22 protein-coding genes are annotated in these 22,798 nt (G+C 68.7%); 11 read left to right on the top strand and 11 right to left on the bottom strand.

Going from position 1 to position 22,798, the window contains the following annotated elements:
* Positions 1–97: 97 nt before the first annotated feature.
* Together ACFY3V_RS30985 and ACFY3V_RS30980 are read left to right on the top strand one after the other, a co-directional pair.
* Positions 98–538 (top strand): MarR family transcriptional regulator, encoded by a 441-nt coding sequence (locus tag ACFY3V_RS30985; RefSeq protein WP_362904440.1) that lies wholly within the window; start codon positions 98–100, stop codon positions 536–538.
* Between the two features lie 117 nt (positions 539–655).
* Positions 656–1,387 (top strand): TSUP family transporter, encoded by a 732-nt coding sequence (locus ACFY3V_RS30980; RefSeq protein ID WP_389778392.1) that lies wholly within the window; start codon positions 656–658, stop codon positions 1,385–1,387.
* Between the two features lie 134 nt (positions 1,388–1,521).
* On the opposite strand, the gene ACFY3V_RS30975 is transcribed toward ACFY3V_RS30980, so the two are convergent.
* Positions 1,522–2,178: a DUF998 domain-containing protein gene (locus tag ACFY3V_RS30975; RefSeq protein ID WP_389778390.1), complete on the bottom strand. Its 657-nt coding sequence runs from the start codon at positions 2,176–2,178 to the stop codon at positions 1,522–1,524.
* Between the two features lie 320 nt (positions 2,179–2,498).
* On the opposite strand from ACFY3V_RS30975, the gene ACFY3V_RS30970 reads away from it, so the two are divergent.
* Positions 2,499–3,089: a helix-turn-helix domain-containing protein gene (locus tag ACFY3V_RS30970; RefSeq protein WP_350949610.1), complete on the top strand. Its 591-nt coding sequence runs from the start codon at positions 2,499–2,501 to the stop codon at positions 3,087–3,089.
* A gap of 170 nt (positions 3,090–3,259) precedes the next feature.
* On the opposite strand, the gene ACFY3V_RS30965 is transcribed toward ACFY3V_RS30970, so the two are convergent.
* The 3 genes from ACFY3V_RS30965 to ACFY3V_RS30955 all read right to left on the bottom strand — a co-directional run bounded on the left by ACFY3V_RS30965 (position 3,260) and on the right by ACFY3V_RS30955 (position 7,056).
* On the bottom strand, positions 3,260–4,729 hold the full coding sequence (locus tag ACFY3V_RS30965; protein ID WP_389778388.1) for a long-chain fatty acid--CoA ligase: 1,470 nt from the start codon (positions 4,727–4,729) through the stop codon (positions 3,260–3,262).
* 37 nt (positions 4,730–4,766) lie between these two features.
* Positions 4,767–6,098, bottom strand: a complete 1,332-nt coding sequence (locus ACFY3V_RS30960; RefSeq protein ID WP_362904430.1) for an MFS transporter — start codon at positions 6,096–6,098, stop codon at positions 4,767–4,769.
* A 91-nt stretch (positions 6,099–6,189) separates the two neighbouring features.
* Entirely contained in the window at positions 6,190–7,056 is an 867-nt protein-coding gene (locus ACFY3V_RS30955) for an amidohydrolase family protein (RefSeq protein ID WP_350949607.1), read from the bottom strand.
* A 39-nt stretch (positions 7,057–7,095) separates the two neighbouring features.
* Between ACFY3V_RS30955 and ACFY3V_RS30950 the strand changes: the two genes are divergently transcribed.
* On the top strand, positions 7,096–7,962 hold the full coding sequence (locus ACFY3V_RS30950; RefSeq protein ID WP_389778385.1) for a PaaX family transcriptional regulator C-terminal domain-containing protein: 867 nt from the start codon (positions 7,096–7,098) through the stop codon (positions 7,960–7,962).
* Here ACFY3V_RS30950 and ACFY3V_RS30945 read toward each other — a convergent pair.
* Positions 7,952–8,785: a cellulose binding domain-containing protein gene (locus ACFY3V_RS30945; RefSeq protein ID WP_389778383.1), complete on the bottom strand. Its 834-nt coding sequence runs from the start codon at positions 8,783–8,785 to the stop codon at positions 7,952–7,954. The two genes, ACFY3V_RS30950 and ACFY3V_RS30945, sit on opposite strands and share 11 nt — an antisense overlap.
* Positions 8,786–9,089: 304 nt before the next feature.
* On the opposite strand from ACFY3V_RS30945, the gene ACFY3V_RS30940 reads away from it, so the two are divergent.
* From ACFY3V_RS30940 to ACFY3V_RS30930, 3 genes are read left to right on the top strand one after another with little or no spacing between them, the layout of a single operon-like run.
* Positions 9,090–9,605, top strand: coding sequence for a MarR family transcriptional regulator (locus tag ACFY3V_RS30940; protein ID WP_350949604.1), 516 nt, complete (start codon positions 9,090–9,092; stop codon positions 9,603–9,605).
* A gap of 57 nt (positions 9,606–9,662) precedes the next feature.
* Complete coding sequence (locus ACFY3V_RS30935; RefSeq protein WP_389778381.1) at positions 9,663–10,331, top strand: HEAT repeat domain-containing protein; 669 nt, start codon at positions 9,663–9,665, stop codon at positions 10,329–10,331.
* A gap of 7 nt (positions 10,332–10,338) precedes the next feature.
* Positions 10,339–11,346 carry a HEAT repeat domain-containing protein gene (locus tag ACFY3V_RS30930; RefSeq protein ID WP_389778379.1) on the top strand — a complete coding sequence of 336 codons (1,008 nt, stop codon included), beginning with the start codon at positions 10,339–10,341 and terminating at the stop codon, positions 11,344–11,346.
* A gap of 149 nt (positions 11,347–11,495) precedes the next feature.
* On the opposite strand, the gene ligA is transcribed toward ACFY3V_RS30930, so the two are convergent.
* Positions 11,496–13,598 (bottom strand): NAD-dependent DNA ligase LigA, encoded by a 2,103-nt coding sequence (gene ligA / locus ACFY3V_RS30925; RefSeq protein WP_389778377.1) that lies wholly within the window; start codon positions 13,596–13,598, stop codon positions 11,496–11,498.
* A 299-nt stretch (positions 13,599–13,897) separates the two neighbouring features.
* On the opposite strand from ligA, the gene ACFY3V_RS30920 reads away from it, so the two are divergent.
* Together ACFY3V_RS30920 and ACFY3V_RS30915 are read left to right on the top strand one after the other, a co-directional pair.
* Positions 13,898–14,410, top strand: coding sequence for an RNA polymerase sigma factor (locus ACFY3V_RS30920; protein ID WP_389778375.1), 513 nt, complete (start codon positions 13,898–13,900; stop codon positions 14,408–14,410).
* Complete coding sequence (locus ACFY3V_RS30915; protein WP_389778373.1) at positions 14,407–15,483, top strand: CU044_5270 family protein; 1,077 nt, start codon at positions 14,407–14,409, stop codon at positions 15,481–15,483. The genes ACFY3V_RS30920 and ACFY3V_RS30915 overlap by 4 nt, the downstream gene beginning before the upstream one ends.
* A gap of 46 nt (positions 15,484–15,529) precedes the next feature.
* Here ACFY3V_RS30915 and ACFY3V_RS30910 read toward each other — a convergent pair whose 3' ends face one another.
* Positions 15,530–15,799: a MarR family transcriptional regulator gene (locus tag ACFY3V_RS30910; RefSeq protein ID WP_362904415.1), complete on the bottom strand. Its 270-nt coding sequence runs from the start codon at positions 15,797–15,799 to the stop codon at positions 15,530–15,532.
* Positions 15,800–16,597: 798 nt separating this feature from the next.
* Between ACFY3V_RS30910 and ACFY3V_RS30905 the strand changes: the two genes are divergently transcribed.
* Positions 16,598–17,614, top strand: a complete 1,017-nt coding sequence (locus ACFY3V_RS30905; RefSeq protein ID WP_350949600.1) for a LacI family DNA-binding transcriptional regulator — start codon at positions 16,598–16,600, stop codon at positions 17,612–17,614.
* A gap of 107 nt (positions 17,615–17,721) precedes the next feature.
* Here the strand turns inward: ACFY3V_RS30905 and ACFY3V_RS30900 are convergent, their stop codons facing one another.
* Positions 17,722–18,195 (bottom strand): MarR family winged helix-turn-helix transcriptional regulator, encoded by a 474-nt coding sequence (locus ACFY3V_RS30900; RefSeq protein WP_389778370.1) that lies wholly within the window; start codon positions 18,193–18,195, stop codon positions 17,722–17,724.
* Between the two features lie 57 nt (positions 18,196–18,252).
* Between ACFY3V_RS30900 and ACFY3V_RS30895 the strand changes: the two genes are divergently transcribed.
* Positions 18,253–19,029, top strand: coding sequence for an alpha/beta hydrolase (locus tag ACFY3V_RS30895; RefSeq protein ID WP_362904407.1), 777 nt, complete (start codon positions 18,253–18,255; stop codon positions 19,027–19,029).
* Positions 19,030–19,089: 60 nt separating this feature from the next.
* On the opposite strand, the gene ACFY3V_RS30890 is transcribed toward ACFY3V_RS30895, so the two are convergent.
* From ACFY3V_RS30890 to ACFY3V_RS30880, 3 genes are all read right to left on the bottom strand, one after another.
* Positions 19,090–20,847 (bottom strand): amylo-alpha-1,6-glucosidase, encoded by a 1,758-nt coding sequence (locus ACFY3V_RS30890; protein ID WP_389778368.1) that lies wholly within the window; start codon positions 20,845–20,847, stop codon positions 19,090–19,092.
* A 105-nt stretch (positions 20,848–20,952) separates the two neighbouring features.
* A complete protein-coding gene (locus tag ACFY3V_RS30885) occupies positions 20,953–21,771 on the bottom strand; it encodes a carbohydrate ABC transporter permease (protein ID WP_389778366.1) in 819 nt (272 codons plus the stop codon).
* Entirely contained in the window at positions 21,768–22,607 is an 840-nt protein-coding gene (locus tag ACFY3V_RS30880; RefSeq protein ID WP_389778364.1) for a carbohydrate ABC transporter permease, read from the bottom strand. Before ACFY3V_RS30880 ends, ACFY3V_RS30885 begins: the two co-directional genes overlap by 4 nt.
* Between the last annotated feature and the right edge of the window lie 191 nt (positions 22,608–22,798).

Genomic DNA, 22,798 nt, shown 5'->3' with positions numbered 1-22,798 from the left:
CGGTCGAGGCCCGCATCGTTTTGTTGGCCGAACCAACGTTGGCGTCGCCCACTATATACAGATTTATTGGTCATACCAACGATGTATGGTGGCTGGTGTGGAAAAAACACCCGCACGTCTGACCGCGAAGCCGAGTTGGCTGCTCACCCAGCTGGCGGTGCACGCCCACCGCCTGGCCTCCGACGGCTTCGGGCAGGTGGGGGCGCGTGGATACCACTACCGGATCCTGGCCGCACTGGAGGAGTTCGGGGTGGCCAGTCAGGCCGAGCTCGGCCGCCGGTGCAACATGGACCGCAGTGACGTCGTGGCGGCGATCAACGAGCTGGCCGGGCAGGGCCTGGTCGAGCGGACGCCGGACCCCGAGGACCGAAGGCGCAACCTGGTGGCCCTCACCCCGGCCGGTGATCGGCAGCTGCGGCGCCTGGACCGGGCGCTCGACAAGGCACAGGAGGACCTGCTCGAACCGCTCACGGCCGAGGACCGCCAGGCCCTGACCCGCCTGCTCACCGAACTGCTCGCACACCACCGGCGGGGGTGAGCGGGGCACGGATCGCGCCGAGGCCGGCGGGGACGGAGAAAAGCTGTTGATCACCCTCGCCGCGCGAGGGAAGGCTGTGGCGAATCACCGGTGAAAAGCATCCGCGAGGAGCCGTCCGTGGCGAGTGAGTGGGGGATCGTCCTCGTGCTGGGCGTGATCATGGTGGCGGGAGCCTCGGTGCAGCGGCTGGCGGGAATCGGGTTCGCGCTCGTGTCGGTGCCCGCCCTGGTGCTGCTGCTGGGCCCGGCCGAGGGCGTGGTGCTCGCCAACTGCGCGGCCGGCGCCATCAGCGCGGTCGGCCTCGCCGTCACCTGGCGCCAGGTGCGCCTGGCCGCGATGGTCCCGCTGGTCGCCGCGGCCGCCTGCACGGTACCGGCCGGGGCCTGGGTGGCCGCCCGCCTGCCCGAGCCGGTGCTGCTGGCCGGTATGGGGGCGCTGGTGAGCGTGGCCGTGGCGCTGGTGATGTGGGGTGCTCGGGTGCCGGCCCTGCGCGGCGTCAAAGGCGCGGTGGCCGCCGGCGCCGCGAGCGGGTTCATGAACTCCTCGGCCGGGGTGGGCGGCCCCGCGGTCTCCCTGTACGCGGTGAACGCGGGCTGGACGGTACGGGAGTTCGTGCCGAACGCCCAGTTCTACGGGGTGGTGGTGAACGTCTTCTCCGTGACGGCCAAGGGCGTGCCGCAGCTGCCCGCGCCGGTCTGGCTGCTGGTCGCGGCCTCCATCGCGGCGGGCTCGGCGATCGGCGCGGCACTGGCGCGGCGGGTTCCGGAAAGGCCGGCCCGGCTGGTGGTGCTGCTGCTCGCGCTGGCCGGCGGACTCACCACGCTGGGCAAAGGGCTGTGGAACCTGTGATCGAGGGATTTTCCGGGGTCGATCTGCCGGTGAGCATCTTGCACACCGTGCGAGGCCGGCCTCGACGACGCCGCCGGCCTCGCACGGGCCCGAGCGGAGGGCCTGGCGGCTGGTGGTGATCGCGGGGTTCTGCGTCACCCGGCCTTGACCTCGGCGGCGGGGTGCGCGTCCGGCATGTCGAGGGTTCGGCGACTCCAGACCGATGCTCCCGCGCAGAGAAGCCCGATCAGGAACGGATGGGTGGCACCGCGTTCGACGAGGCCGATGACGTCGCTCGCGGAGTCGCCGGCGGAAGAGAGGATCATCAGGAGGTAGGCCGTCGTCGAGAGCAGGCCGACCACTCCGGTCGTGACCAGCGCCCTCCCGATTCCGGGCGAGAACCCGACACGCCGGCGCATCCTCCCGAGCACGACCGCGAGTATGTTCGCGCCGATAAAGCCCGCGAAGGCTCCCATGCTGTGGTAAGCGCCGGTGCCGTCTTCCAAAGCCTCGCCGGATCCCGGGAACAAGCCGAGCAGAACACCGCCGACGGCCAGCAGTGTCGCGGGCACGAGCGTCGTCCAGCGGCGCCAGCCCGACAGGCCACGCAGCAGCGCGATACCGGCGAGGATCGTGATCCCGAACAGGATGAAACCGGTGTTCATCACCCAGGCAAGAGGTGAGTACATGTACTGCCCGAACAGGGTCGAAGGTCCGTGGACTCCGAGATTGCTGATGAAGTGGTACGTGTAGCTGTAGGGCGGATCCGTCCACGCTGCGGCAGCGACGAACTCCGCGAGCAGGAAGATCACAGGGCCGGCGATGAGCAACGCTCCCGCGGCTCGTCGCCGCGAAAGCCGAAGCACATCGGGGCCGGGCGTGTCAGGTCGCGAGTCGTTCCCGGGCTTTTCTTGCTCGATGCCGGAACGCGAGTGGGTGTACCCGGTCATGGCTGTAGTCCTTTCAGGCGTTGCTGCGGCGCTGACACCAGGGCCGGTGGAGGTTCTCACGGGTTCGGTCCTGCCGCCCGCCTCGTCTTCCGCCGCCGACCTTACTTCACTCACACACTAAGTACATCGAGATTACTTTTATTGTCAATATACTTAGAGGCCGGTACCAGTAAGATCGAGCCATGGTGAATGGAACGGCCGTGGGGCGACGAGAGCGCAAGAAGGCTGCGACGCGGGCGGCGATCCTGGACGCGGCGACGACGCTCTTCCTCCAACGTGGCTTCGATGCGGTCACTGTTCGCGAGATCGCGGACAAGGCGGACGTGTCACCCAAGACGGTCTTCACGCACTTCCCCCACAAGGAGGCACTCGTCTTCAGCGACGAGGACGACCGACATGAACACCTCTTGGCCGCGGTCAGCGCCCGGGCGCCCGGCACCACGATCTCCGACGCGCTGAAAGCCCACTACCTCCTCGAAATCGCCGCACTCACATCCGAACCCCAGCGCCAGATCCTCGCCCTCATGGAGCAGACCCCGGCCCTCGTGGACTACGCGGAGAAAATGTGGTTCCGCCACGAAGACGCCCTCGTCGCCACGATCACCGAGGAGTTCGGGCTCTCCGAGCCGAGCGACGAGATCCGCTTCTACGTCCGGTTCGCCCTGCACATCCAGCTCAGCGCCACCCGCGAGGCCGATCCGGAACGGACCATCGACGCAGGATTCCGACTCCTGGATGCGGGCTGGACGCGCTACCTCGAGGCCGGAGGTTAGAGCGCAGCCGTGCAGGCTCGCGGGGCAACGTCATCGCTTCGGCTCGACGCCGATCGCATGCACGTCGCGGCGGCGCAGCGCCGACCACAGCGCCTCTTGTCGTTGCGGCCCGCCCGCGACGGCGGCTTCATCGCCGTCAGCACGTCGAACAGCAACAGCGCGTCATCGGCTCATTCGGGCAGGGGGCGGTCGCGGAGCTCGGATTTGCGGATCTTGCCCGAGCCCGTCTTCGGCAGCGCGCCGACGATCTCGAAACGGACGGGGATCTTGTACTTGGCGAGCCGGGAACGCAGGAAGTCCGCCAGTTCGCCGGGGGCGACGCCGGCGCCGGGACGAAGCACGACGAAAGCGCGGCCCACCTCGCCCCACCGGCGGTCGGCCATCCCCACCACGGCGGCCTCCGCCACGGCCGGATGCGCGAAGAGCGCCTCCTCGACCTCCGCCGGGTAGACGTTCTCCCCGCCGGAGATGTACATGTCCTTGATGCGGTCGACGACGCTCAGATGACCCTCCTCATCCATGATCGCGATGTCGCCGGAGCGGAACCAGCCGTCCTCGGTCAGCGCTGCGGCACTGGCCTGCGGGTCCCGCCAGTAGCCGGGGGTGACGTTCGGTCCCTGGATGAGCACCTCGCCCGGCTCCCCGGCCGGTGCCGTCGTGAGGTCGGGGCGCGCCACCCGCACCCTGGTGAAGAAGACCGGCACCCCGGCCGAGCCCACCTTGCGCACGCTCTCGCCCGCCTCCAGGAAGGTCGCGCCGGGGGCGGTCTCGGTCAGTCCGTAGCCCTGGCAGAAGACCAGGCCTCTTTCCTGGTAGGTGCGGATCAGCGCCACGGGGATGGCCGCGCCGCCGGCCATGAGGGTACGCAGCGACGACAGGTCGGCCTCGGCCCAGCGCGGCGACCTGGCGAAGTCGGCGAACATCGTGGTGACGCCGAACATCCACGTCACCCGGTGTTCCTCGATGAGGTCGTAGCACACCTCCGCGTCCCAGGACGGCATGATCACCGAGGTGCCGCCCTTGAGGAAGGTCGGCAGCAGCGTCTGGTTCAGCGCCGCGACGTGGAAGAGCGGCGCGCTGATCAGCGTCACCTCCGAACTCGTCACATCCACGCCGACCATCATGTTGAAGCAGTTCCACACCAGGTTGGCGTGGCTGAGCATCGCCCCCTTGGGAGCGCCGGTCGTGCCGGAGGTGTAGAGGATGAGGGCGAGGTCGTCGAGCGCCACCGGCACGTCGATGGGGCCGGGATCGCCCCGCGCCACCCAGGTCTCGAAGTCGTGCTCCCCCGGCGCGGGCGATTCCAGGGCCACGAGCGTGTACTGTCCGGACAGGGCGTGTACGGTCTGCGCGCAGCCAGGGTCGTACACCAGCAGTGCGGCGCCCGAGTGGCCAAGCATGTAGCCGATCTCGGGCGCGGTCAGCCGGAAGTTCAGCGGGACGAAGACGGCCCCCAGCATGTGGGTGGCGAACATGGTCTCGGCGAAGGCGACGTGGTTGGGGCCGAGGTAGGCGACCCGCTCCCCCGCCCCGATCCCCGCCTGGCGCATCCGTGAGGCCAGGCGGGTCGCCCGCTCGCAGACGTCGGCGTAGCTGACCGATCGGCCCGCGAAGACGAACGCGGTGCGCTGAGGACTCATCTGGGCTCGGCGGGCGGGCCAGCCGCCGAGCCCGGCGTTACGCATCGGTGGCGGCACGGATCGCCGGGGCGCCGGAGGTGAGGTCGTCGCCGCTGGTCTCCCGCAGGGCCAGCACGCAGACCACGGTCAGCAGGCAGCAGACAGCGATGATCACCGAGATCGTCGTCGTGCTGCCGCCCCCGGAGGAGGCGTCCAGCTGGGCGAACAGCAGCGGGCCCAGGCCGGCGCCGAGTCCGGCGAGCTGGTAGCCGAGCGAGGCGCCGGTGTAGCGGTTCCTGGTGGGGAACAACTCGGCGTACAGCGCCCCCAGCGGGCCGTACATCATCGGGTGGATGAGCGCCTGGCCCAGCACCAGCGCGATGACGAGCAGCGCGACGCTGCCGGCGTTCACCATCGGGAACAGCGCGAAGCCGAACCCGGCCATGAGCAGCGCGCCCGCCAGCACGATCGGGCGGCGTCCGACCCGGTCCGAGAGCGCCGACCAGGCGATGATGCTCACCACGGCGAGCGCGGAGGAGAGCGTGAGGCCGTTCAGCACGGCCTGGCGGGTGAAACCGGTCCGGACGCCGTAGGCGATGAGATAGGTGGTCAGCGTGCCCTGGGCCACGAACGCCGACAGGCCGACCCCCACCCCCAGAAGCAGGGTCCTGGGGTGGTTGCGCAACACCTCCAGCAGCGGCATCCGGGTGGCGCGGCCGCCGGCGCCGGCCGCCTCGAACACCGGCGTCTCCTCCACCCGCAGCCGGACGAACAGGCCGACTCCCAGCAGGAGGATGCTGAGCAGGAACGGCACCCGCCAGCCCCAGCTCAGGAAGGCCTGCTCGCCCACGACGGCCGCGGTGCCGCTGAGTACGCCGGTGGACAGCACCATGCCGAACGGGGCTCCGGCGTTGGTGAAGCTCGCCCACAGGCCGCGGCGGCTGCTGGCGTGTTCCGCCGACATCAGTACGGCGCCTCCCCATTCGCCGCCGATGGCCACGCCCTGCAGGACGCGAAGGAGGACCAGGGTGATGGGGGCCAGGGCGCCGATCTGCTCGTAGGTGGGCAGCACGCCGATGAGGAAGCTGGCGACACCCATCAGGGTCATGGTCAAGACCAGCATGCGCTTGCGGCCGAGCCGGTCGCCGAAGTGGCCGAAGATCACTCCGCCGAGCGGCCTGGCGAGGTACCCCGTGGCGAAGGTGCCGAAACTGGCGACCGTGGCCGTGAGCGGGTCGAGCGAGGAGAAGAAGATCTTGCTGAAGACCACCGCCGAGGCCGTGGCGTACAGCAGGAAGTCGTAGTACTCGATCACGCTGCCCAGGAAGCTGGAGGCCACCGCGCGGCGTAGCTGAACCTGGTTGGGGGGAAAGACCGACGGGTTCGTCATGACTGAGCTCCTCAGTCCGAGAGCGAGCTACTGCGCTTGCTTGCCCGGAGGTTAGGCATTTTTGTGACGGACGTCAATCCTTTGCCCAGCATTAAACGGTGCCGAGCCCGAGCAGGCGCACGGCGTTGTCCTTGAGGATCTTCGGGCGGACCTCGGGCTTGATGTCGAGGGCGTCGAAGTCGGCGAGCCACCGATCCGGCGTGATCATCGGGTAGTCGGACCCGAAGAGCACCTTGTCCTTCAGCAGCGTGTTGGCGTACCGGACGAGCTGCGGCGGAAAGTACTTCGGCGACCACCCCGACAGGTCGATGTAGACCTGCGGCTTGTGCGTGGCCACCGCCAGAGCCTCGTCCTGCCAGGGAAAGGACGGATGGGCCAGGATGATCCGCAACTCGGGGAAGTCCACGGCGACGTCGTCGACCAGCATGGGGTTGGAGTACTTCAGCCGGATCCCGCCCCCGCCGGGCAGACCGGCACCGATACCGGTCTGCCCGGTGTGAAACAGCGCCGGCACCCCCATCTCCTCGATCGCCTCGTAAAGCGGGTAGGCCACCCGGTCGTCGGGCGCGATGCCCTGGACACTCGGATGGAACTTGAAGCCGCGCACCCCGTGCTCGGCCACCAGCCGGCGCGCCTCGCGGACCCCGGCCCTGCCCTTCCACGGATCGACGCTGGCGAAGGGGATCAGCACGTCGGCGTGGGCGGCGCAACTCGCCGCGACCTCCTCGTTCGAGATGCGCCGATGCCCGGTGGCGTGCTCGGCGTCGACGGTGAACACCACCGCCGCCATCCTGCGCTCACGGTAGTAGGCGGCCATCTCGGCGACGGTGGGCCGAGAGCGCCCCTTGAAGTACTTCGCCGAGGCTGCGGCCAGCTCGTCGCCGAGCGAGGCGTGCCCGTCCGCGGAGACCTCCGCGTGCGTGTGCACGTCGATGGCGACCAGTTCGTCGACGTTCATGAACTCTCCTTGTGCACATATTTGACTTCCGTCAATTATGTGCCTGACATCTGGCCCGTCTACGCTTTCGGTGTGAGCATCGGCGGCGAAGACGAACCGGCGGCGCCGTCCGCGCGCCCGCAGTCCCTGATTTTCAGCTTCCTCGGCATCCACGCCCTGGACCGCGGCACCGCCATCTCCACGGGCAGCATCATCGAGGTGTTCGCCCGCCTCGGCGTCTCGGAGGAGGCCGTCCGCTCCACGCTCGCCCGCATGGTCAAACGCGACCTGCTGACCCGCCACCGGGTGGGGCGCAGGGTCTATGTCGGGCTCACCCCGCACGCCGAGGCGGTGCTGCGCGACGGCCGCCGGCGGATCTGGGAGACCGGCGCGGTGAACCGCGACTGGGACGGCACCTGGACGGTCGTCGGGTTCTCCCTGCCCGACAGCCGCCGCAGCACCCGCCACGACCTGCGCTCCCGGCTCATCTGGGCCGGATTCGGCCCGCTGCAGAGCGGACTGTGGATCGCTCCCGGCGCGAGGGAGGTCTGCGGGGTGCTGGAGTCGCTGGAGGTCGACGATCACGTCACGGTGCTGACCGCGAGGGCGTTCAAACCCACCGAGGCCGCCGACCTGGTGGCCAAGGCCTTCGACATCGAGCAGATCGCCCGGCGCTATCGGGCCTTCCTCACCAGGTGGGACCTCACCCGGCCGCTGCCCGACGCGCCGGACGACCTCGTACGGCAACTGGTGCTGCACACCGACTGGCTGCAACTCGTCCGCCAGGACCCTCACCTGCCGGCCGAGCACCTGCCCGGCGACTGGCCGGCGATCCGGGCCGAGCAGGTCTTCCGCGCGCGGGCCGAACAGTACGAACGGCCCGCGCTGAAGGTGGCCGGCGGCCTGCTGGACGAACTCACCCTATGACGCAGGCGGTCCCGTTCAGCGCGAACGCCGCCGGAGCCGAGTTCGTGCCGCTGTAGGTGCCCTGGAACCCGAAACTGCTGCGGGCCTGCGGGGCGATGGTGGCGTTGCAGGAGACGTTACGCGCGCTGACCTGGGAGCCCGACTGGGTCACCGTGGCGTTCCAGGCACTGGTGACCTGCTGGTTACCCGGCCACGTCCAGGTCACGGTCCAGCCGTTGACGGGGGCCGACCCGGTGTTGGTCACGGTGACATCGGCGGTGAAGCCGTTGTTCCAGGTGTTGGGAAGGTAGGTGACCCTGCACCCGCCCCCCGGGCCGGGGGTCGGAGTCGGCGACGGGGTGGGAGTGGGAGTGGGAGACGGTGAGGGGGTTGGGGTCGGGGTCGGGGTCGGCGACGGGCCCGGCCCGCCGGTGAGGCCGAAGAACTGGATCGCGGCGGCGGCCATCCCGCTCGACGGCAGGCTGTGACCGGCCCCCTGGATGGTGTAGGCCTCGACCTGCACCGTTCCGGAGGCGTCGGCGTAGCGGCGGCGGTTCCAGTTCGCCTGCGGGGTGTCGGAACTGGTGGGCGTCTGACTCAGGCCGAAGACATTGGTCCACTGGTCGATCGCCTGCTGGTGGGTGGCGTAGTACACCAGGTTGTCGTTGGTGCCGTGCCAGAGCTGGACACGCGGCCGGGGACCGCTGTAGCCGGGATAGGCGGCGCGCACCAGGTCTCCCCACTGCTGGGGCGTCTTGCTGATCCGCCCGGAGGCGCAGTTGCTCACGCCGGGCGAGGGAACGTAGTCGGCCTCGTTCGGGAAGCAGGCGAACGGCACCCCCATGAACGCCCACCAGGATCGTGGCGGCGTACAGCATCGCGGCACTGACGGCCGCGAGCACAGCACTCCATTGCCTCATCGGCTCTCCTTCGCTTGATGTTCGCTCGGTGCACGAGCCGCAGCGCCGCCGACTCGCCCTGACATCAGCCGGTATAGGGGCGCGTCGCCAGCCGGTCGAGCTTCCCCCGTACCGGATCATGGTCCACAAACGATGAAAAAAGCTGCTTGCGCTGGTTATCAAGCGATTTGTTATCAAGTAGCTTGATATTTGAGGCGCGAAACTTACATCGCCCGTTATCGTCATCCGGTGACCTCACGCCGCGACCCCACAGCCGACCAACCGCCCAAACCGGCACCTCACCTGAGCTACCTGGTCTACCGGCTGGAGCGTCGCATCCGCGCCCGACTCGACGAGGCACTCGTGCACTACGGCGTCACCACGACCGAATACATGGCACTCAGCGAACTGCGCATGCGCACCGGACTGTCCTCGGCCGAACTCGCCCGCATCGCCTTCGTCACCCCACAGGCCATGAACCTGGTCGTACGCGACCTGGAACAACGCGGCCTGATCCACCGCGACGCACACCCCGACGGCGGCCGGGTGCTTCGCACCCACCTCACCCGCGAAGGACAGGCCGCCCTACGACACTGCGACCGCGCACTCGACCGCATCGAAAAAGACATGCTCGCCGACGTCGACGACCACACCCGCACCACACTGATGGAGGGCCTCACCCTCTGCACCCGAGCCCTGCGTCCCCCTGAGCCCACCAATGCCGGACTCCGGCGGACGAAGACCCCTGATGACCTCACGGCATGATCCAGCTTGACCTTGACACAGTGACAAGGTCTTCACTGAGGGCCAGGAGGTGGCCCCATGACCATGCCGAAACAGGACACCAACCCGATCCCAGCCCTCCAAGCACTGCAGGACGACGACCCGTCGGTGCGGCTACGAGCGGCGCTGACGCTCGGCACGAACCCCGACCCGCGCTTCATCGACAAGCTCATCGAACGATGCGCGATCGAAGGCGAATTCCCGGTACGCGACACGCTCACCTGGGCACTCACCCGCCACCCCGCGTCGATGACACTCCCCAGACTCCTCGACGAGGTCCGCTCACCACGCGCCCAGGCACGAAGCCAGGCGCTGCACACCCTGTCCAAGATCGGGGATCGGCGGGCGTGGCCGGCGATCACCCAGGCGCTCCTGGCCGACACCGACGACGAGGTCGCCCGCAGCGCCTGGCGGGCGGCCGTCGTGCTCGTACCCGAAGGCGAGAAACCCGAACTCGCCGCTGCACTGTCGACACAACTCGGTCGCGGCGAACGTGAGACCCAACTCAGCCTCAGCCGGGCGCTCATCGCGCTCGGCGAAGTGATCTCGCCGATCCTGCACGCCGCCCAGACACGAGCAGACCCCCGCGTACGCGCGCACGCGATCGCCACCGAGCGACTGTTGCGCGACCCAGAAGCCGGATTCGAGTTCGCGATCGAGCAGGCCAAGCGCGTCGTGGCCCTCGGCGAAACCGAAAGGCAGGGATGATGAGACGGTGTTGATCGGTGAGGTGGCACGACGCTCCGGAGTCAGCGCCCGCATGCTCAGGCACTACGACGCACTCGGCCTGGTGCGGCCAACGGGCCGCACCGACGCCGGCTACCGCGAATACTCCGCGGAAGACATCCAGCGGATCTTCCACATCGAGAGCCTGCGGTCGCTCGGACTGTCACTGCACGACGTCGGGCGCGCCCTCGAAGACCCCGCCTTCACCCCGGCACAACTCGTCGAACACCTCATCGACCAAACCCAGGAACGCATCGCGCGGCAGACCGAACTACTCACGCGACTTCGCCGCATCGGCGCCGCGCAACCCACCGACTGGAAGGAGGTCCTCCACACCGTCGAACTCCTGCAGGCACTGGGATCAAAGAACGCAGGCAAGCGCCAGCACGCGGCCCTGTCCTGGACCGAAGATGCCTCGATGCCGGTGGAAGCACTGGTCGAGGCGGCACTCAGCGAAAAGGACCCGAACGTCGCCGGAGCCCTTCGATGGGCCCTGGCGCGATCGGGCGACAGCGAATCGGCCCTACTGCTGGCCAAAGGCCTCGGCTCACCCGTGGCCGAAGTGCGCGAACGTGCCGTCCAATCCATCGCCGAAATCCCGGACGCCCAGGCGACCGAACTGCTGCGCGACGCCCTCGCCCACCCCGACCTCGTCGTCCGCAGATACGCGGCCCTGGCACTGGGGGCACGCGGCGCGACCGAGGCGATCCCGACCCTCATCGACATGGTCGTCGAGGGAACGAACGACGTCGACGCGGCCGACGCGCTGAGCACCCTGGCGAGCACCCCCGCCCTGGCCGACCAGATCGCCACCGGCCTCGTCGACCGCCTCGCCCCCGGCACCACCGAACCACCGGCACGCCGACGCCTCGCGCAGGCACTCGCGGACATCCCGGCAACCATCGCCTCCCGCGCCCTCGTCGATCTATCACACGACGAAGATCGCGCCGTCGCGCTCACCGCGGCCTACGTCCTCAAAATGCGCGACGCCCGATAGCCGACCCTTCGCCCGGCACACCAAGTCCTGCACCGAAAAACACGACACCGAACAACTCGTGACCGCGGCCGCACAGATCAGGAGAGGACGGTGAACCAGGAGATCGCCCGCGATCGCATGACGACGTCACCACCCCGTTCCGATCCCGATCAAAGGAACGGGCCGACGAGACCGGCGAACTCCTCGGGGCCGACGATCCGCACCCCCAAACTCTCGGCCTTGGCCCGCTTGGAACCCGCCTTCTCCCCGGCCACCAACAAGGACGTCTTCGCCGAGACACCAGAAGAGGACCTGCCCCCGGCACGCTCGATCAGCTCGTTCATCTGGTTACGGGTCAAGGACTCCAAAGCCCCGCTCATCGAACCGGTCACCACGACCGACATCCCGGCCAGCGGCAACCCGGACGCGTCACCCGGCTGCGCGGGGGCCTCGCCCCCGTCGCCCCCGGTGACGACGGGGGCGGCAGGAGGCGTCCAGCCGGGCTCAGTCATGGTGACCCCGGCCGCCACCAGCTTGTCGATCAACGGCGCGAGCTCGGCGAGCTCGGCCACCACCGCCGGCGACTTCTTCGGGCCGATGCCCTCGACCGCCTCGATCGCCCCGGCGTCGGCCGCACGAATGGCGTCCATACTGCCGAAATGCCGGGCGATGCGACGACTCATGGACCGGCCGGTGCCACGCACACCCAGCGCGCAGAACACCCTGCTGAGCGGCTGTGCCTTGGCCCGCTCGATCGCGGCCAGCAGATTGTCGGTGCTCGTCTCCCCCATCCGCTCCAGACCCAGCACCTGCTCACGGGTCAAAAAGAACAGATCGGCGAAGTCGGCGATCAACCCCGCGTCCAGCAACTGCAGAATGCGGCTCTCCGCCAGCCCCTCGATGTCGAGCTGGTCACGGCCCACGGCATAGCCGATGGAGGCGATCATCCGGCAGGCGCGACCACGCACGCACCTCCACCGCTCCTGAGAGGCGTCGATCGCATCACCGCAGGTAGGACAGACCTTCGGGATCTCGATCGGCCGCTCATCACCGGTGCGCAGATGCACCACCGGCGCCTCCACCCGGGGAATCACATCACCCGCCTTGTAGACGGTCACACTGTCACCCAGCATCAAACCCCGACGCGCAATGTCGGAGGCGTTGTGAAGCGTGGCATAGGTGACGACACTGCCGTCGAGCTCGACCGGCTCCAACACCGCGCGCGGGGCGATGACTCCGGTACGGCCGGTGTTCCACTCCACACCGACCAACTTGGTGATCTTCTCGGTCGCGGGCAGCTTGTAGGCGACGGCCCACCGCGGAGCACGCGAACTGAAACCGGCCTGCGCCTGGTCACCGGCGAGATCACACTTGATCACGATCCCGTCGATACCGAACGGCAACTCCGGCCGCACCGCGGCGATCTCCTCGACCCGCCCCCGCACCCCCTCCAACGTCTCAGCGACGATCCCGGCCACCGAGGTGGCCGCGGTGGTCTGCACCCCCTGCCCGGCGACCCACGCCATGACCTCGCTGTGCGGCAGCCCACGCAACCACTCAGCCGTCTCGGAGACGTCATCGGGATACGGCAGCGCCCCATAGCCGAAGAAGGTCAACTCGCACACATACGGCCGGTCCTGGGCCCGCAGTGTGCCGGCGGCGGCGCTGCGCGGGTTGGCGAAGGTGGTGCCGTCATGCGCCCGCCGCTTGCCACACGCCTCCTCGAACTGCGACGCCGTCATGAGCACCTCACCGCGCAACTCAACGGTCACCGGCTCGGCCAACCTGGAAGGCAGCCCCACGACGGTGCCGATCGCGTGGGAGACGTCCTCACCGGCGGCGCCGTCGCCACGGGTCACAAGCCGCACCAGACGGCCGTGACGATAACGGGCCGAAATGGCCAGCCCGTCGAGCTTGGGCTCGACGCTCCACGCCGCGACCGGGCGCCCAAGCCTGCGCTCCAGCGAGGCGGCCCAGTCGGCCAGCTGCCCGGCACCGAAGACGTTGTCCAAGCTGAGCATCGGCACCGCGTGCGGCACATCACCGACCACCGCACCCCCGGCCACCTTTCCCGTCGGCGAAGTCGGCAACACCTCCTCGGGATGCTCGTCCTCATAAGCCTCGATGCCCCGGACCAACCGGTCGTAGGCGTCATCGTCCAACCTGGAGGTGCCGTCACCGTAGTAGGCCGCGGCGGCGTCCAAAGCGAGCTGAACGGCTTCGGCGTAGGCGGTCTGATCAGCGAGAAGAATGCTGGGGGGCGCGTCGGTCATGATCCCATCATCTCTCCCGGCACCGACATTTTCCGGCCGCCGAACGCGCCCCCAGCCCCAATGCCCCACCCGGGCGAGACCACCGGCTCACACTGCGAACCTCCCCGCCGACGATCCCGGCCAGCGCGACGGAGTCGTAGTCGAAACGGGCGATCACCGACACCGGCGACGCGGCCCGCAACGAACCGGCCGGATCAGACGATCTGGCCCCTAACGCAAACTGCCCAAGGCGCACTGTCACATTCCAAAAGGTGCCGGACATTAACCAGGTGTCCGGCACCTTTCGGCGAGGAGACTTCGTGACAGACCGAGATCGCTTCGAAGCGATCTATGACGCGTACTACCCCGTGATACATCAGTACGCCACCCGCCGTACCAGCTCCTCCGACGACACGGCCGACGTCATCTCCGAGACGTTCCTCACCGCGTGGCGGCGCATCGACGACGTGCCCGAAGGAGAGGAGGCGCTGCTGTGGCTGTACGGGGTGGCCCGCCGCGTGCTGGCCAACCAGCATCGAGGCGAGGTCCGCAGGGCGGTACTCGCCGAACGGCTGCGTGCGGAACTGGCTGCCGACCGGCCGGTCAAGCCGGTCGACCTGGATCACGTCCGCCTCGCCTTCAACGGATTACCCGAACGTGACCGCGAGGTGTTGGCACTGGCCTGCTGGGAGGATCTGACCAGCGATCGAATCGCCAAAGTCGTGGGATGTACGGCCATCGCAGCCCGGACCCGGCTACGTCGGGCGCGCAAGCGGCTGACGGCGGCGCTGGAACGACAGGCGTCCTTGACAATCGCGATGGAGGAAGCATGAGTGACATCGACAACCTGATCAAGGCCATCGACCCCGCACCGCACGCGCCGGATCAGGGGCCTGGCGCACGCGAACTGCGTGAGGCGATCATGGCAACCCAGACCATGACACCCCAGACAGGAACACGCCCGCACCACCCAGTCCGGCGGCACCTGCCATGGCTGGCCAGCGCCGCCGGACTGGGTGGTGCAAGCGTGGTCGCGGCGACATTCCTCCTCGGCCAGGTCACCCCCAGCGCGACGCCCTCTCCCACAGCCACATCCAGCGGCACCACCCTGTCAAGCGCCTCGATCCTGCTGGCCGCCGCCGCCAAGGCAGAAGCCGCCCCACACGGGGCCTACTGGCACCTCAAGGAGCTGTACACCCATCAGCCGCTCTGGCCCTACAGCGAGAACAACATCACCTACCGCCTGGAAACCTCCACACTCTCGGAGAGATGGGTGGCAAAGGACGGCCGCACCTGGATCGGCCACAGGCAACTGCCCACACGCCCCCTGGACACGAAGGCATGGCGCCGGGACGGCTCGCCGACCGAATGGCCGATAGGAAGGGACGGCGGCGCCTACTCCACCTCGCCCGGCAAGCCCATGTTCTTCCAGAACAAGAAAAAGCACAGACTCTACTGGAGCGCCACGCCCATGACCTTGAAGGAGATCGAGGCGCTACCCGCCGACCCTGAAGCACTGAAGAAGCGGGCCGCCAAGGCGATCCGCAGAGATCGAGACTTCACCGGTTCGGTGGAGGCCGGCCTACCGGACACCCTTGCCTCGCTCCTGTACGAACTACCCGCCTCCCCCCAGGTTCGCAGCGCCGCCTACCAGGCGCTGGCGACGCTACCCGCGGTACGGGTCGAAGGCCCGACCACCGACCCGCAGGGGCGGCCGGGCATCGCCGTGACCTTCCCGATACAGGCGGGTCAACCCGCCCAGACCAGGCTGATCATCGACCCCGACACCTCCAAGGTGCTGACCGTCGCCACCATCGGCATGCCGAAGGAGAAAGGCGACGGGGGCAGGGTGGTGCTGGAGTCCGGCTGGACCGACACCAGGCCGTCCCCGCCCTCGACCAAGTGAAGCCCGCCGGAGCCGACCGGCCCAACGCCGACATCCGATCTTCCCTCTAACCGTGCCGACCCACCTGCAGGGCCTGGTCGTGACGGGCGAAGATGTCCAGCAACACACCGATGGGCACATCAGCCTCGGTGGGATAGCGGAAATGCCGGTCGGGATTGATCGTGTAGTGGTTGCGGCGGCCCACCTTGGAGCGGGTCAGATAGCCCGCATTGTGCAGATCGGTCACAATGCCCTGTGCCGCGCGCTCGGTGATACCGATGACGGCCGCGATGTCACGCAGCCGCACCTGCGGGTCGCGGGCGATCTCCAGCAGCACCCGAGCGTGATGGGTCAGGAAAGTCCAGAGGACGAAGGCTGATCGGGACTGTTCTCGGCCATCCGGCATACGCCGCCTACTCGGCCTGCTGAACCGGACGGACGTCCTCGACAAGTGCGCATGACGACCCCCAACCGCCCCAGCCCGACGGCCTGCCGCCCTGCGTGGCCGACCTCCCCCGACGACCTGAACCCACCCGGCCATCCGAAGACGACCGTGACCGTCGAGGACCCCCGGTGGCGGGCGGCGGCAGGCAGTGGTGTCATCCTCCGGAAGCAGGGCGACGCGATACGCGTGGTGAACCTGGCGGCCGTCCTTCAATCATGAGAGGTATCGACGACTGAGCCGGGGGTGAAACCCGCCGCGCTCCTTCCTAGCTGGGATGGATTTTTGATCTTGAAGTGATTTTTAACGAGCTCACGCCCTTTACAATGTAGATTTATAATCGTCTCGGAAGCCGTCATCGTCACGACAGGAGTTGACGCCCGCCGACTCCGAGGGCAAGTCCTCTGTCGACCGGCTCGAGAAATCGATCCGGGTGGGCATCTGCCCCCTCCGGGAGGTGGCACCCCAAGGCTGGATGACCGACCGGCCAATGGCGAGACGCGTTTGACGGAGAGCCCAGGTCGCCGACGACGCACTACCCCACTCCCCCTCCCTCCCAGAGGCGGCACATCCTCGCCGCAGCACGCTGAGCTGCTTTGACACCCCCCTTCTAGGCCCATAGCCTCGCATCGAATCGATTCGAACCAGGTGTCACAAGGCGCGGGCTCGATCCGGTGCCACGGGGAGGCCACAGTGAACATCGGGGAGATCGCCAGGCGCGCCGGCGTGTCACGTAGCACGGTCTCGTACGCGCTGAGCGGCAAGCGGGCGGTGTCCGAGGCGACCCGTCGGCGGATCGAGCAAGTGATCGCGGAGGCGCGCTACCGTCCCAACGCCAGCGCCCGGGCACTGGCGGAGGGGCGCACTCGTACGCTCGGGCTGGTGGTCCCGCCCGCCGGCCGGAACCTCACCTTCATGCAGTTGGGCTTCGTCGCGAGCGTGGTGGAGGCCGCGGGCCGTCACGGACTCGACGTGCTGCTCTCACCCAGTGGTGACGAGCACGACAGGTCGTTCGAACGGATGGTGAGCAGCCGCCGGGTCGACGGTGTCGTCTTGATGGAGGTCCGGCTGGAGGATCCGCGAGCGCACCGGCTACGCCGGTCCGGCCTGCCGTTCGTGACGATCGGCCATACCGCGGACTCCCAGGCCGACTGCTGGGTGGACGTGGACTACGAGGCGTTGACCTCCCGCTGTGTCCACCACCTGGCCGACCTCGGACACCGCGCCGTCGCGCTCCTCAACCGGCCGCAGGAGTTGCTGGCCGCCGGTTATGGTCCCGCCCGCCGGGCTCTTGACGGTTTCACCGCGGCAGCGACCGAACGCGGCCTGAGCGCCACCGCGGTGTGCTGCCCGGACGAGGCGACGACCGGCGAGGAACGCGTCGAGGACCTTCTTCGCCTGAATCCGGCCGTCAGCGCCGTCGTCACGCTCAACGAAGCCGCCCTGCCAGGTGTGGATCGGGCTCTGCGAGGCAGGCGACTCGCGGTGCCCGACGACTTCTCGATCACCGGCGTGGTGGCCCGGCAATGGGCGGAGGACTTCCACCCGCCGCTGACCTCAGCCGACGTGCCTGTCGCGACCATGGCCACCCAGGCCGTGGAGCTTCTCGTGGAACGGATCTCGTCACCGGACGCTCCCCCGCGCCAGGTTCTGCTGCAGCCGTCGATCTCGCTGCGGGCCAGCACCGGCCCCGCTCCGGTACGCCCTTAGACGCGACGGGCACCGTGCGGACGGAAAATCGAGTGCTTCGAACCGGCCGCCGAAGTGACCGGCACCTTCGATCGGACGGCTTCGACGCGACCGCATCTCGTACAGGCTTAGTCCACCTCGACGTGGTCGAGGAAGCGGAGGAGGTGTGAGAGCACCCGGATGCAGGCGGCGACCTCGGCATCGCTCAGATCTCCGCCCGCCTGGCGGAGAAGCGCGCGCTCGCGGTCGATCAGGGCGGTGACGGCGACCCGCCCCTCCTCGGTCAGCCGGATGAGAGAGGACCTCTTGTGCGCCGGGTTGGGGACGGACTCAACCAGGTTCCGGGCGGCGGCCTCGTTGATCATGCGCTGTACGAACTGGCGGCTCAGCGCCTGAGCCCGGCCCATCTGGGGGACGGTCATCGGCCCGTGCTCGCAGAGCATGGTGAGCACCGCCCGCACTCCGACGGACAACCCCTCGATGGGCGCGTCCTGCTCCACCTTTCGATGGGCGCGCCGGTACAACGGCCCCACCAGGTCGAACACCTCGGCGAGCCGGTCGGCCCGTTCATCGGACGCGGGGGTGCGGTCTTTTTCCTTCACCCCACCATCATGACACCTAGGTTGTCATTATTGACCAATAATGACAACCTAGGTGTCATGAGTGACCTGTTCTGGCTCGACACCGGCACCGGCCGGCCCCTCGTCCTGCTGCACGGCGGCTTCCTGGACCACGGCATGTGGGAGGAGCAGATTCCGTTCCTCGCCTCTCGCTACCGCGTCATCGCACCCGATGCCCGCGGTCACGGCCGGTCCGCCAACGCCACCGAACCGTTCCGGCCCACCGACGACCTGGCCGGCCTGCTGCGCCGTCTGGGCACCGGCCCCGCGATCCTGGTGGGGGTCTCCATGGGGGCGGGCATCGCGGTCGACACAGCGCTTGAGCACCCGGAACTGGTCAGCGCCGTGGTCGTCAGCGGCGCCGGAACCAGCGAGCCGTACTTCACCGACCCCTGGACCCTCCAGACCATGACCGCGTGGCACTCGGCGATGGCGGCCGGCGACCTGGACGCCTCGATCGAGGCGTTCACGCTCTTCGCCGCCGGTCCGTACCGCACCCTCGACGACCTCGACTCCGATGTCGTCGCCCGTCTGCGCCGGATGACCGGGGACACCATGTCCAAGCACACCGCCGACGAGCCCAACCTGCTCGTCCAGGTACGCGACACCTGGGAGCGCGCCGCCACGATCGACGTTCCCCTGCTGGCGGTGAACGGCACCGTCGACTCACCCGACCACATCGGCATGGCCGAACGCCTCGCCCACACCGTCGCCAACGGCCGGGTGATCCCGGTCGAAGGGACCGCCCACTACCCCAACATGGAGCGCCCCGACGTCTTCAACGAGATCCTCGAAGGCTTCCTGCGTGCCCTGTGACCCCAGCGACCGTCCGTGGGCAGCCGGAGTGGGACTGCGGGAACACGAACCGCCCCAGGGCTACCCGACGGCCGGGGGCACGTCCGGGAGCAGAGCGCCGGACCGGCGTCGTTCGTGTGCGGCGGCCAGGATCAGGTAGCCGCTCGCCGTCCAGGTGTAGGCACGGTCGCGCAGCCCGGCACCGCTTCGGGCGTCGAAGTTCTCCGCGAAGCCGGACTTCTCGCACAGTGCGCGGAACCGCGTGCTGATCTTGTCGGCCAGTTCGGCGAAACCGGCGCGGCGCAGGCCGTCCTCGATCAGGACGGTCGAGGGCGCCCAGATCGGTCCCCGCCAGTAGCCGTCGTCTCGATAGTGCTCGGAGGTCGGCAGCTCGGTGGCGGGCCCGTAAGCGGTGAGGTGCGTCTCGATCCTCCTGGCCAGCGTGGCGCGCACCGGCTCCGGCAGCTCCGCTCCCAGCACGATCGGCATCAGGTCCAGCAGGCTGCCGCTGGACCAGGTCCGCCTGGAGTGCGCGCCACGCGAGACGAACCGGTCGCCGGCCCAGAGCTCTTCGAGGAGCGCCTCACGGATCCGGTCGGCGGCATGGGACCACATGGCGGACTTCTCGGCGAGCCCGAGTTCTCCCGCGAGGTGGGCGAGTTCCCGCATCTGGAGCACGAGGAAGGCCGCCAGGTCGGCGGTCTCGACGACCCGCTCCGGGTCGAAGGTGGTCGCGTTGTCCCAGCCGCTGTCGTTGCCGTGCTGGTAGTGCGGCAACTCCTGCCCGGGAACACGGCGCGCGGTCAGCCAGAACCCGGTCCAGCTCTCCAGCTTCCGGTACGTCTCGGCCAGCTCGGCCGCGGGCAGCCGGGGCATGCGCTCTCGCAGGTGGCGCAGCGCCCAGCCGTGGATGGGCGGCTTGACGAAGTTGTAGAGCACCTCGGAGTGGGTGATGGAGTCGGGCAGCGCACCGCCCTCGTCCTGATGGTCGAAAACGAGCCGGAACTGGTCCCACGCCAGGTCGGGCACCCCTTCGGCCAGCGCGATCGCGTTGAAGCAGTGGTCCCAGCTCCAGACCTTGTCCATCCAGTGCTTGGACATCAACACCGCGGGACGGGTGATGAACCCGGTCGGCCGCACCGTGGCCGACCACAGCACGTAGGCCGCCAGATCCGCGGCGGGCGTCTCGGCGCCGCGCCACGGCGCGAGCGCCTCGGCGAAGGACTCGAAATCGGCCCTCACCGACTTGACCGCCTGCTCGAAGGTGCCCGCCGACAGGTACGGCGGACGGGAGGTCCCGTACTCCTCGATCGCGACCTCCCACGGCTCGCCGTCACCGGACAGCACGACGCCGCGCTCCCCCGAGCCCAGCGCCTGCACCCCCGGGCAGTCGGTCATGTCACCGCGCAACACGGTGACCCGGTAGCGCCGCCCGGTCTCGTAGACCGTGAAGACATGGGCCCCGTCGACCGGATCCCGATAGAGGTACGGCCCGCTGAACGGGGTCAGGTCGGCATTCGCCGCGATGAGACGCAGACCGAGCCCTCGCCCGCGCAGCCGCGCCGTGTCCGGCCGCTCGTAGGCGAGTTCCATCTGCCCGCGGTCATGGGCCCAGGTGAGCCGGTGCGGTGTGGCCACGACGGTCGTCTCGGCGCGTACTCCCCCGGTGGTCGGTATCAGCCGCAGGATCGGGTGCAGTCCCGTCTGGTGCGACACGAGATGCACGTCATCCGCGTAGGTCTTCTCCGCTATAACGGGTGAGAAGTTGAACCAGGACCCTCGGAAGCTGAAGGGGATCTCCTGGACGGAGAACTCCGGGCCCGGTGCGGCGACGGTCATGAACTCAGCTCTCTTTCTCGATGTGGGTTCCGCGTGGCGGCGACGCCTGCGGCCCGTGTCGGTCGGCCGGGTCTGGTGGTCCCTGCGGGAAAGGGCGAGGAGCGGTCAGTCCTTCACCGCTCCGGCGGTGACGCCCGCGGCGACATAGCGTTGCGCGATGATCAACAGCACCGTGGCGGGCAGGGAGGCCACGACCGCGGTCGCCATGATGGCGTTCCACTGCTGGTTGTTGTTACCGATGTAGTGGTAGATGCCCAGGGTGATCGGTCGCAGGGTGCCACCGCCGTCGAGCGTGCCGGCGAACACGAAGTCCGACCACGCCCAGAGGAAGGCGAACAGGGAGACCGTGACGACGGCGTTGCGGCTGACCGGCAGGACGATCGACCAGAAGACACGCACCGGCCCCGCCCCGTCGGCCGTGGCCGCCTGGAGCATCTCCCGGGGTATTCCGGACATGAACGCGGTGAAGACCAGCACGGCGAACGGGACGGCGATCGTGGTGTCGGCGACGATGAGGCCGGGCAGCGAGTTGAGGACCCCCAGGTTCAGATAGATCGCGTAGAAGCCCATCGCCATGATGATTCCGGGGATCATCTGCGCGATCAGCAGCGCGAAGCTCAGCGCGCCGCCGCCCCTGGGACGCAGCTTCGCCAGCGAGTAGCCCGCGGGCGCGGCGATGGCCACGGTCAGCACCACCGTGGCCAGGCCCACGATCAGGCTGGTCGCCAGGTAGGGCATCTGCTGGTCGAGGACCGCCCGGTAGCCGTCCAGCGTGCCGTCGAACGGGAACCAGGGCGGCGGGCTCTTGCGCATGTCCCGGTCTTGGGTGAAGGAGACATTGACCATCCAGTAGACCGGGAACAGCATCAGCCCGGTCAGGACCACTCCCAGGACGCTCTTCCACCACACCCTCTTGCCGGTCATGATTGCGACTGCCTTCGCTGTACGCGGATGTAGATCAGGCCGAAGACGAGGGCCATCAGGATGAGCAGGTTGCCCACCGCCGCGCCCGGCCCGAAGGCGGGCAGCAGGTTGCCGAACCCCAGCCGGTAGGACCAGGTGGCGAAGGTCGTCGAGGAGTCCGCCGGCCCTCCCTTGGTCATGATCCAGATGATGTCGAACACCTTCAGCGTGTAGACCAGGCCCAGCAGCAGCGTGATCGCCGACACCGGCCGCAGCAGAGGGAAGGTCACCCGCCAGAACTTCTGCCAGCCGCCCGCTCCGTCCAGTTCGGCGGCCTCGTGGACGTCGCGCGAGATCGCCTGCAGGCCGCTGTAGAGCACGACCAGGTTGAAGGGGATACCGATCCAGATGTTCGCGATGGTCACCGAGACCAGCGACCAGTCGGGGGAGGTGAGCCAGTTGACCGGTCCCAGGCCCACGTAGCCCAGGGCCACGTTCACGATGCCCGAGTCGCTGTTGAGCATCCACGACCAGGTCGAGGCGGACACGATCAGGGGCAGCAGCCACGGCACCAGGAACAGCGCGCGCAGTGTGGCCGAGAGCTTGAAGTTCTGGCTGAAGAACACCGCCAGGGCCAGGCCGATGGCGAACTGGAAGGCCAGCGACACCAGGGTGAACACCACGGTGTGGGTCAGTGCGGGCCCGAAGGTCGGGTCGTCGAGCACTTCGCGCAGGTTGTCCAGGCCGCTGAACTCCGCCCCGCCCTGCACGAACGAGCGGACCGTGTAGTCGCGGAGGCTGAGGTCGATGTTGCGGTAGAGCGGATAGAGGTAGAAGGCGATCAGGTAGGTGGCCACCGGGGCGAGGAACGCCCAGGCCGCCCACTGGGTGGAGCGTGGCCGCCGGTCACGCGAGCGTGGGGGGGGGGGGGGGGGGGCCCCCCCCCCCCCCCCCCCCCCCCCCCCCGCGGGGCGGGGGGGGGGGGGGGGGGGGGGGGTTGAAAACAACGCCCAGACACCAACCCCCGCGGTGATGGGGGGGGGGGGGC

This window comes from Streptosporangium sp. NPDC000095, assembly GCF_042899335.1.
Taxonomy (GTDB): Bacteria; Actinomycetota; Actinomycetes; order Streptosporangiales; family Streptosporangiaceae; genus Streptosporangium.
The sequence above is the reverse complement of the archived record's forward strand: the minus strand, read 5'-3'. Positions and strand labels throughout refer to the sequence as shown.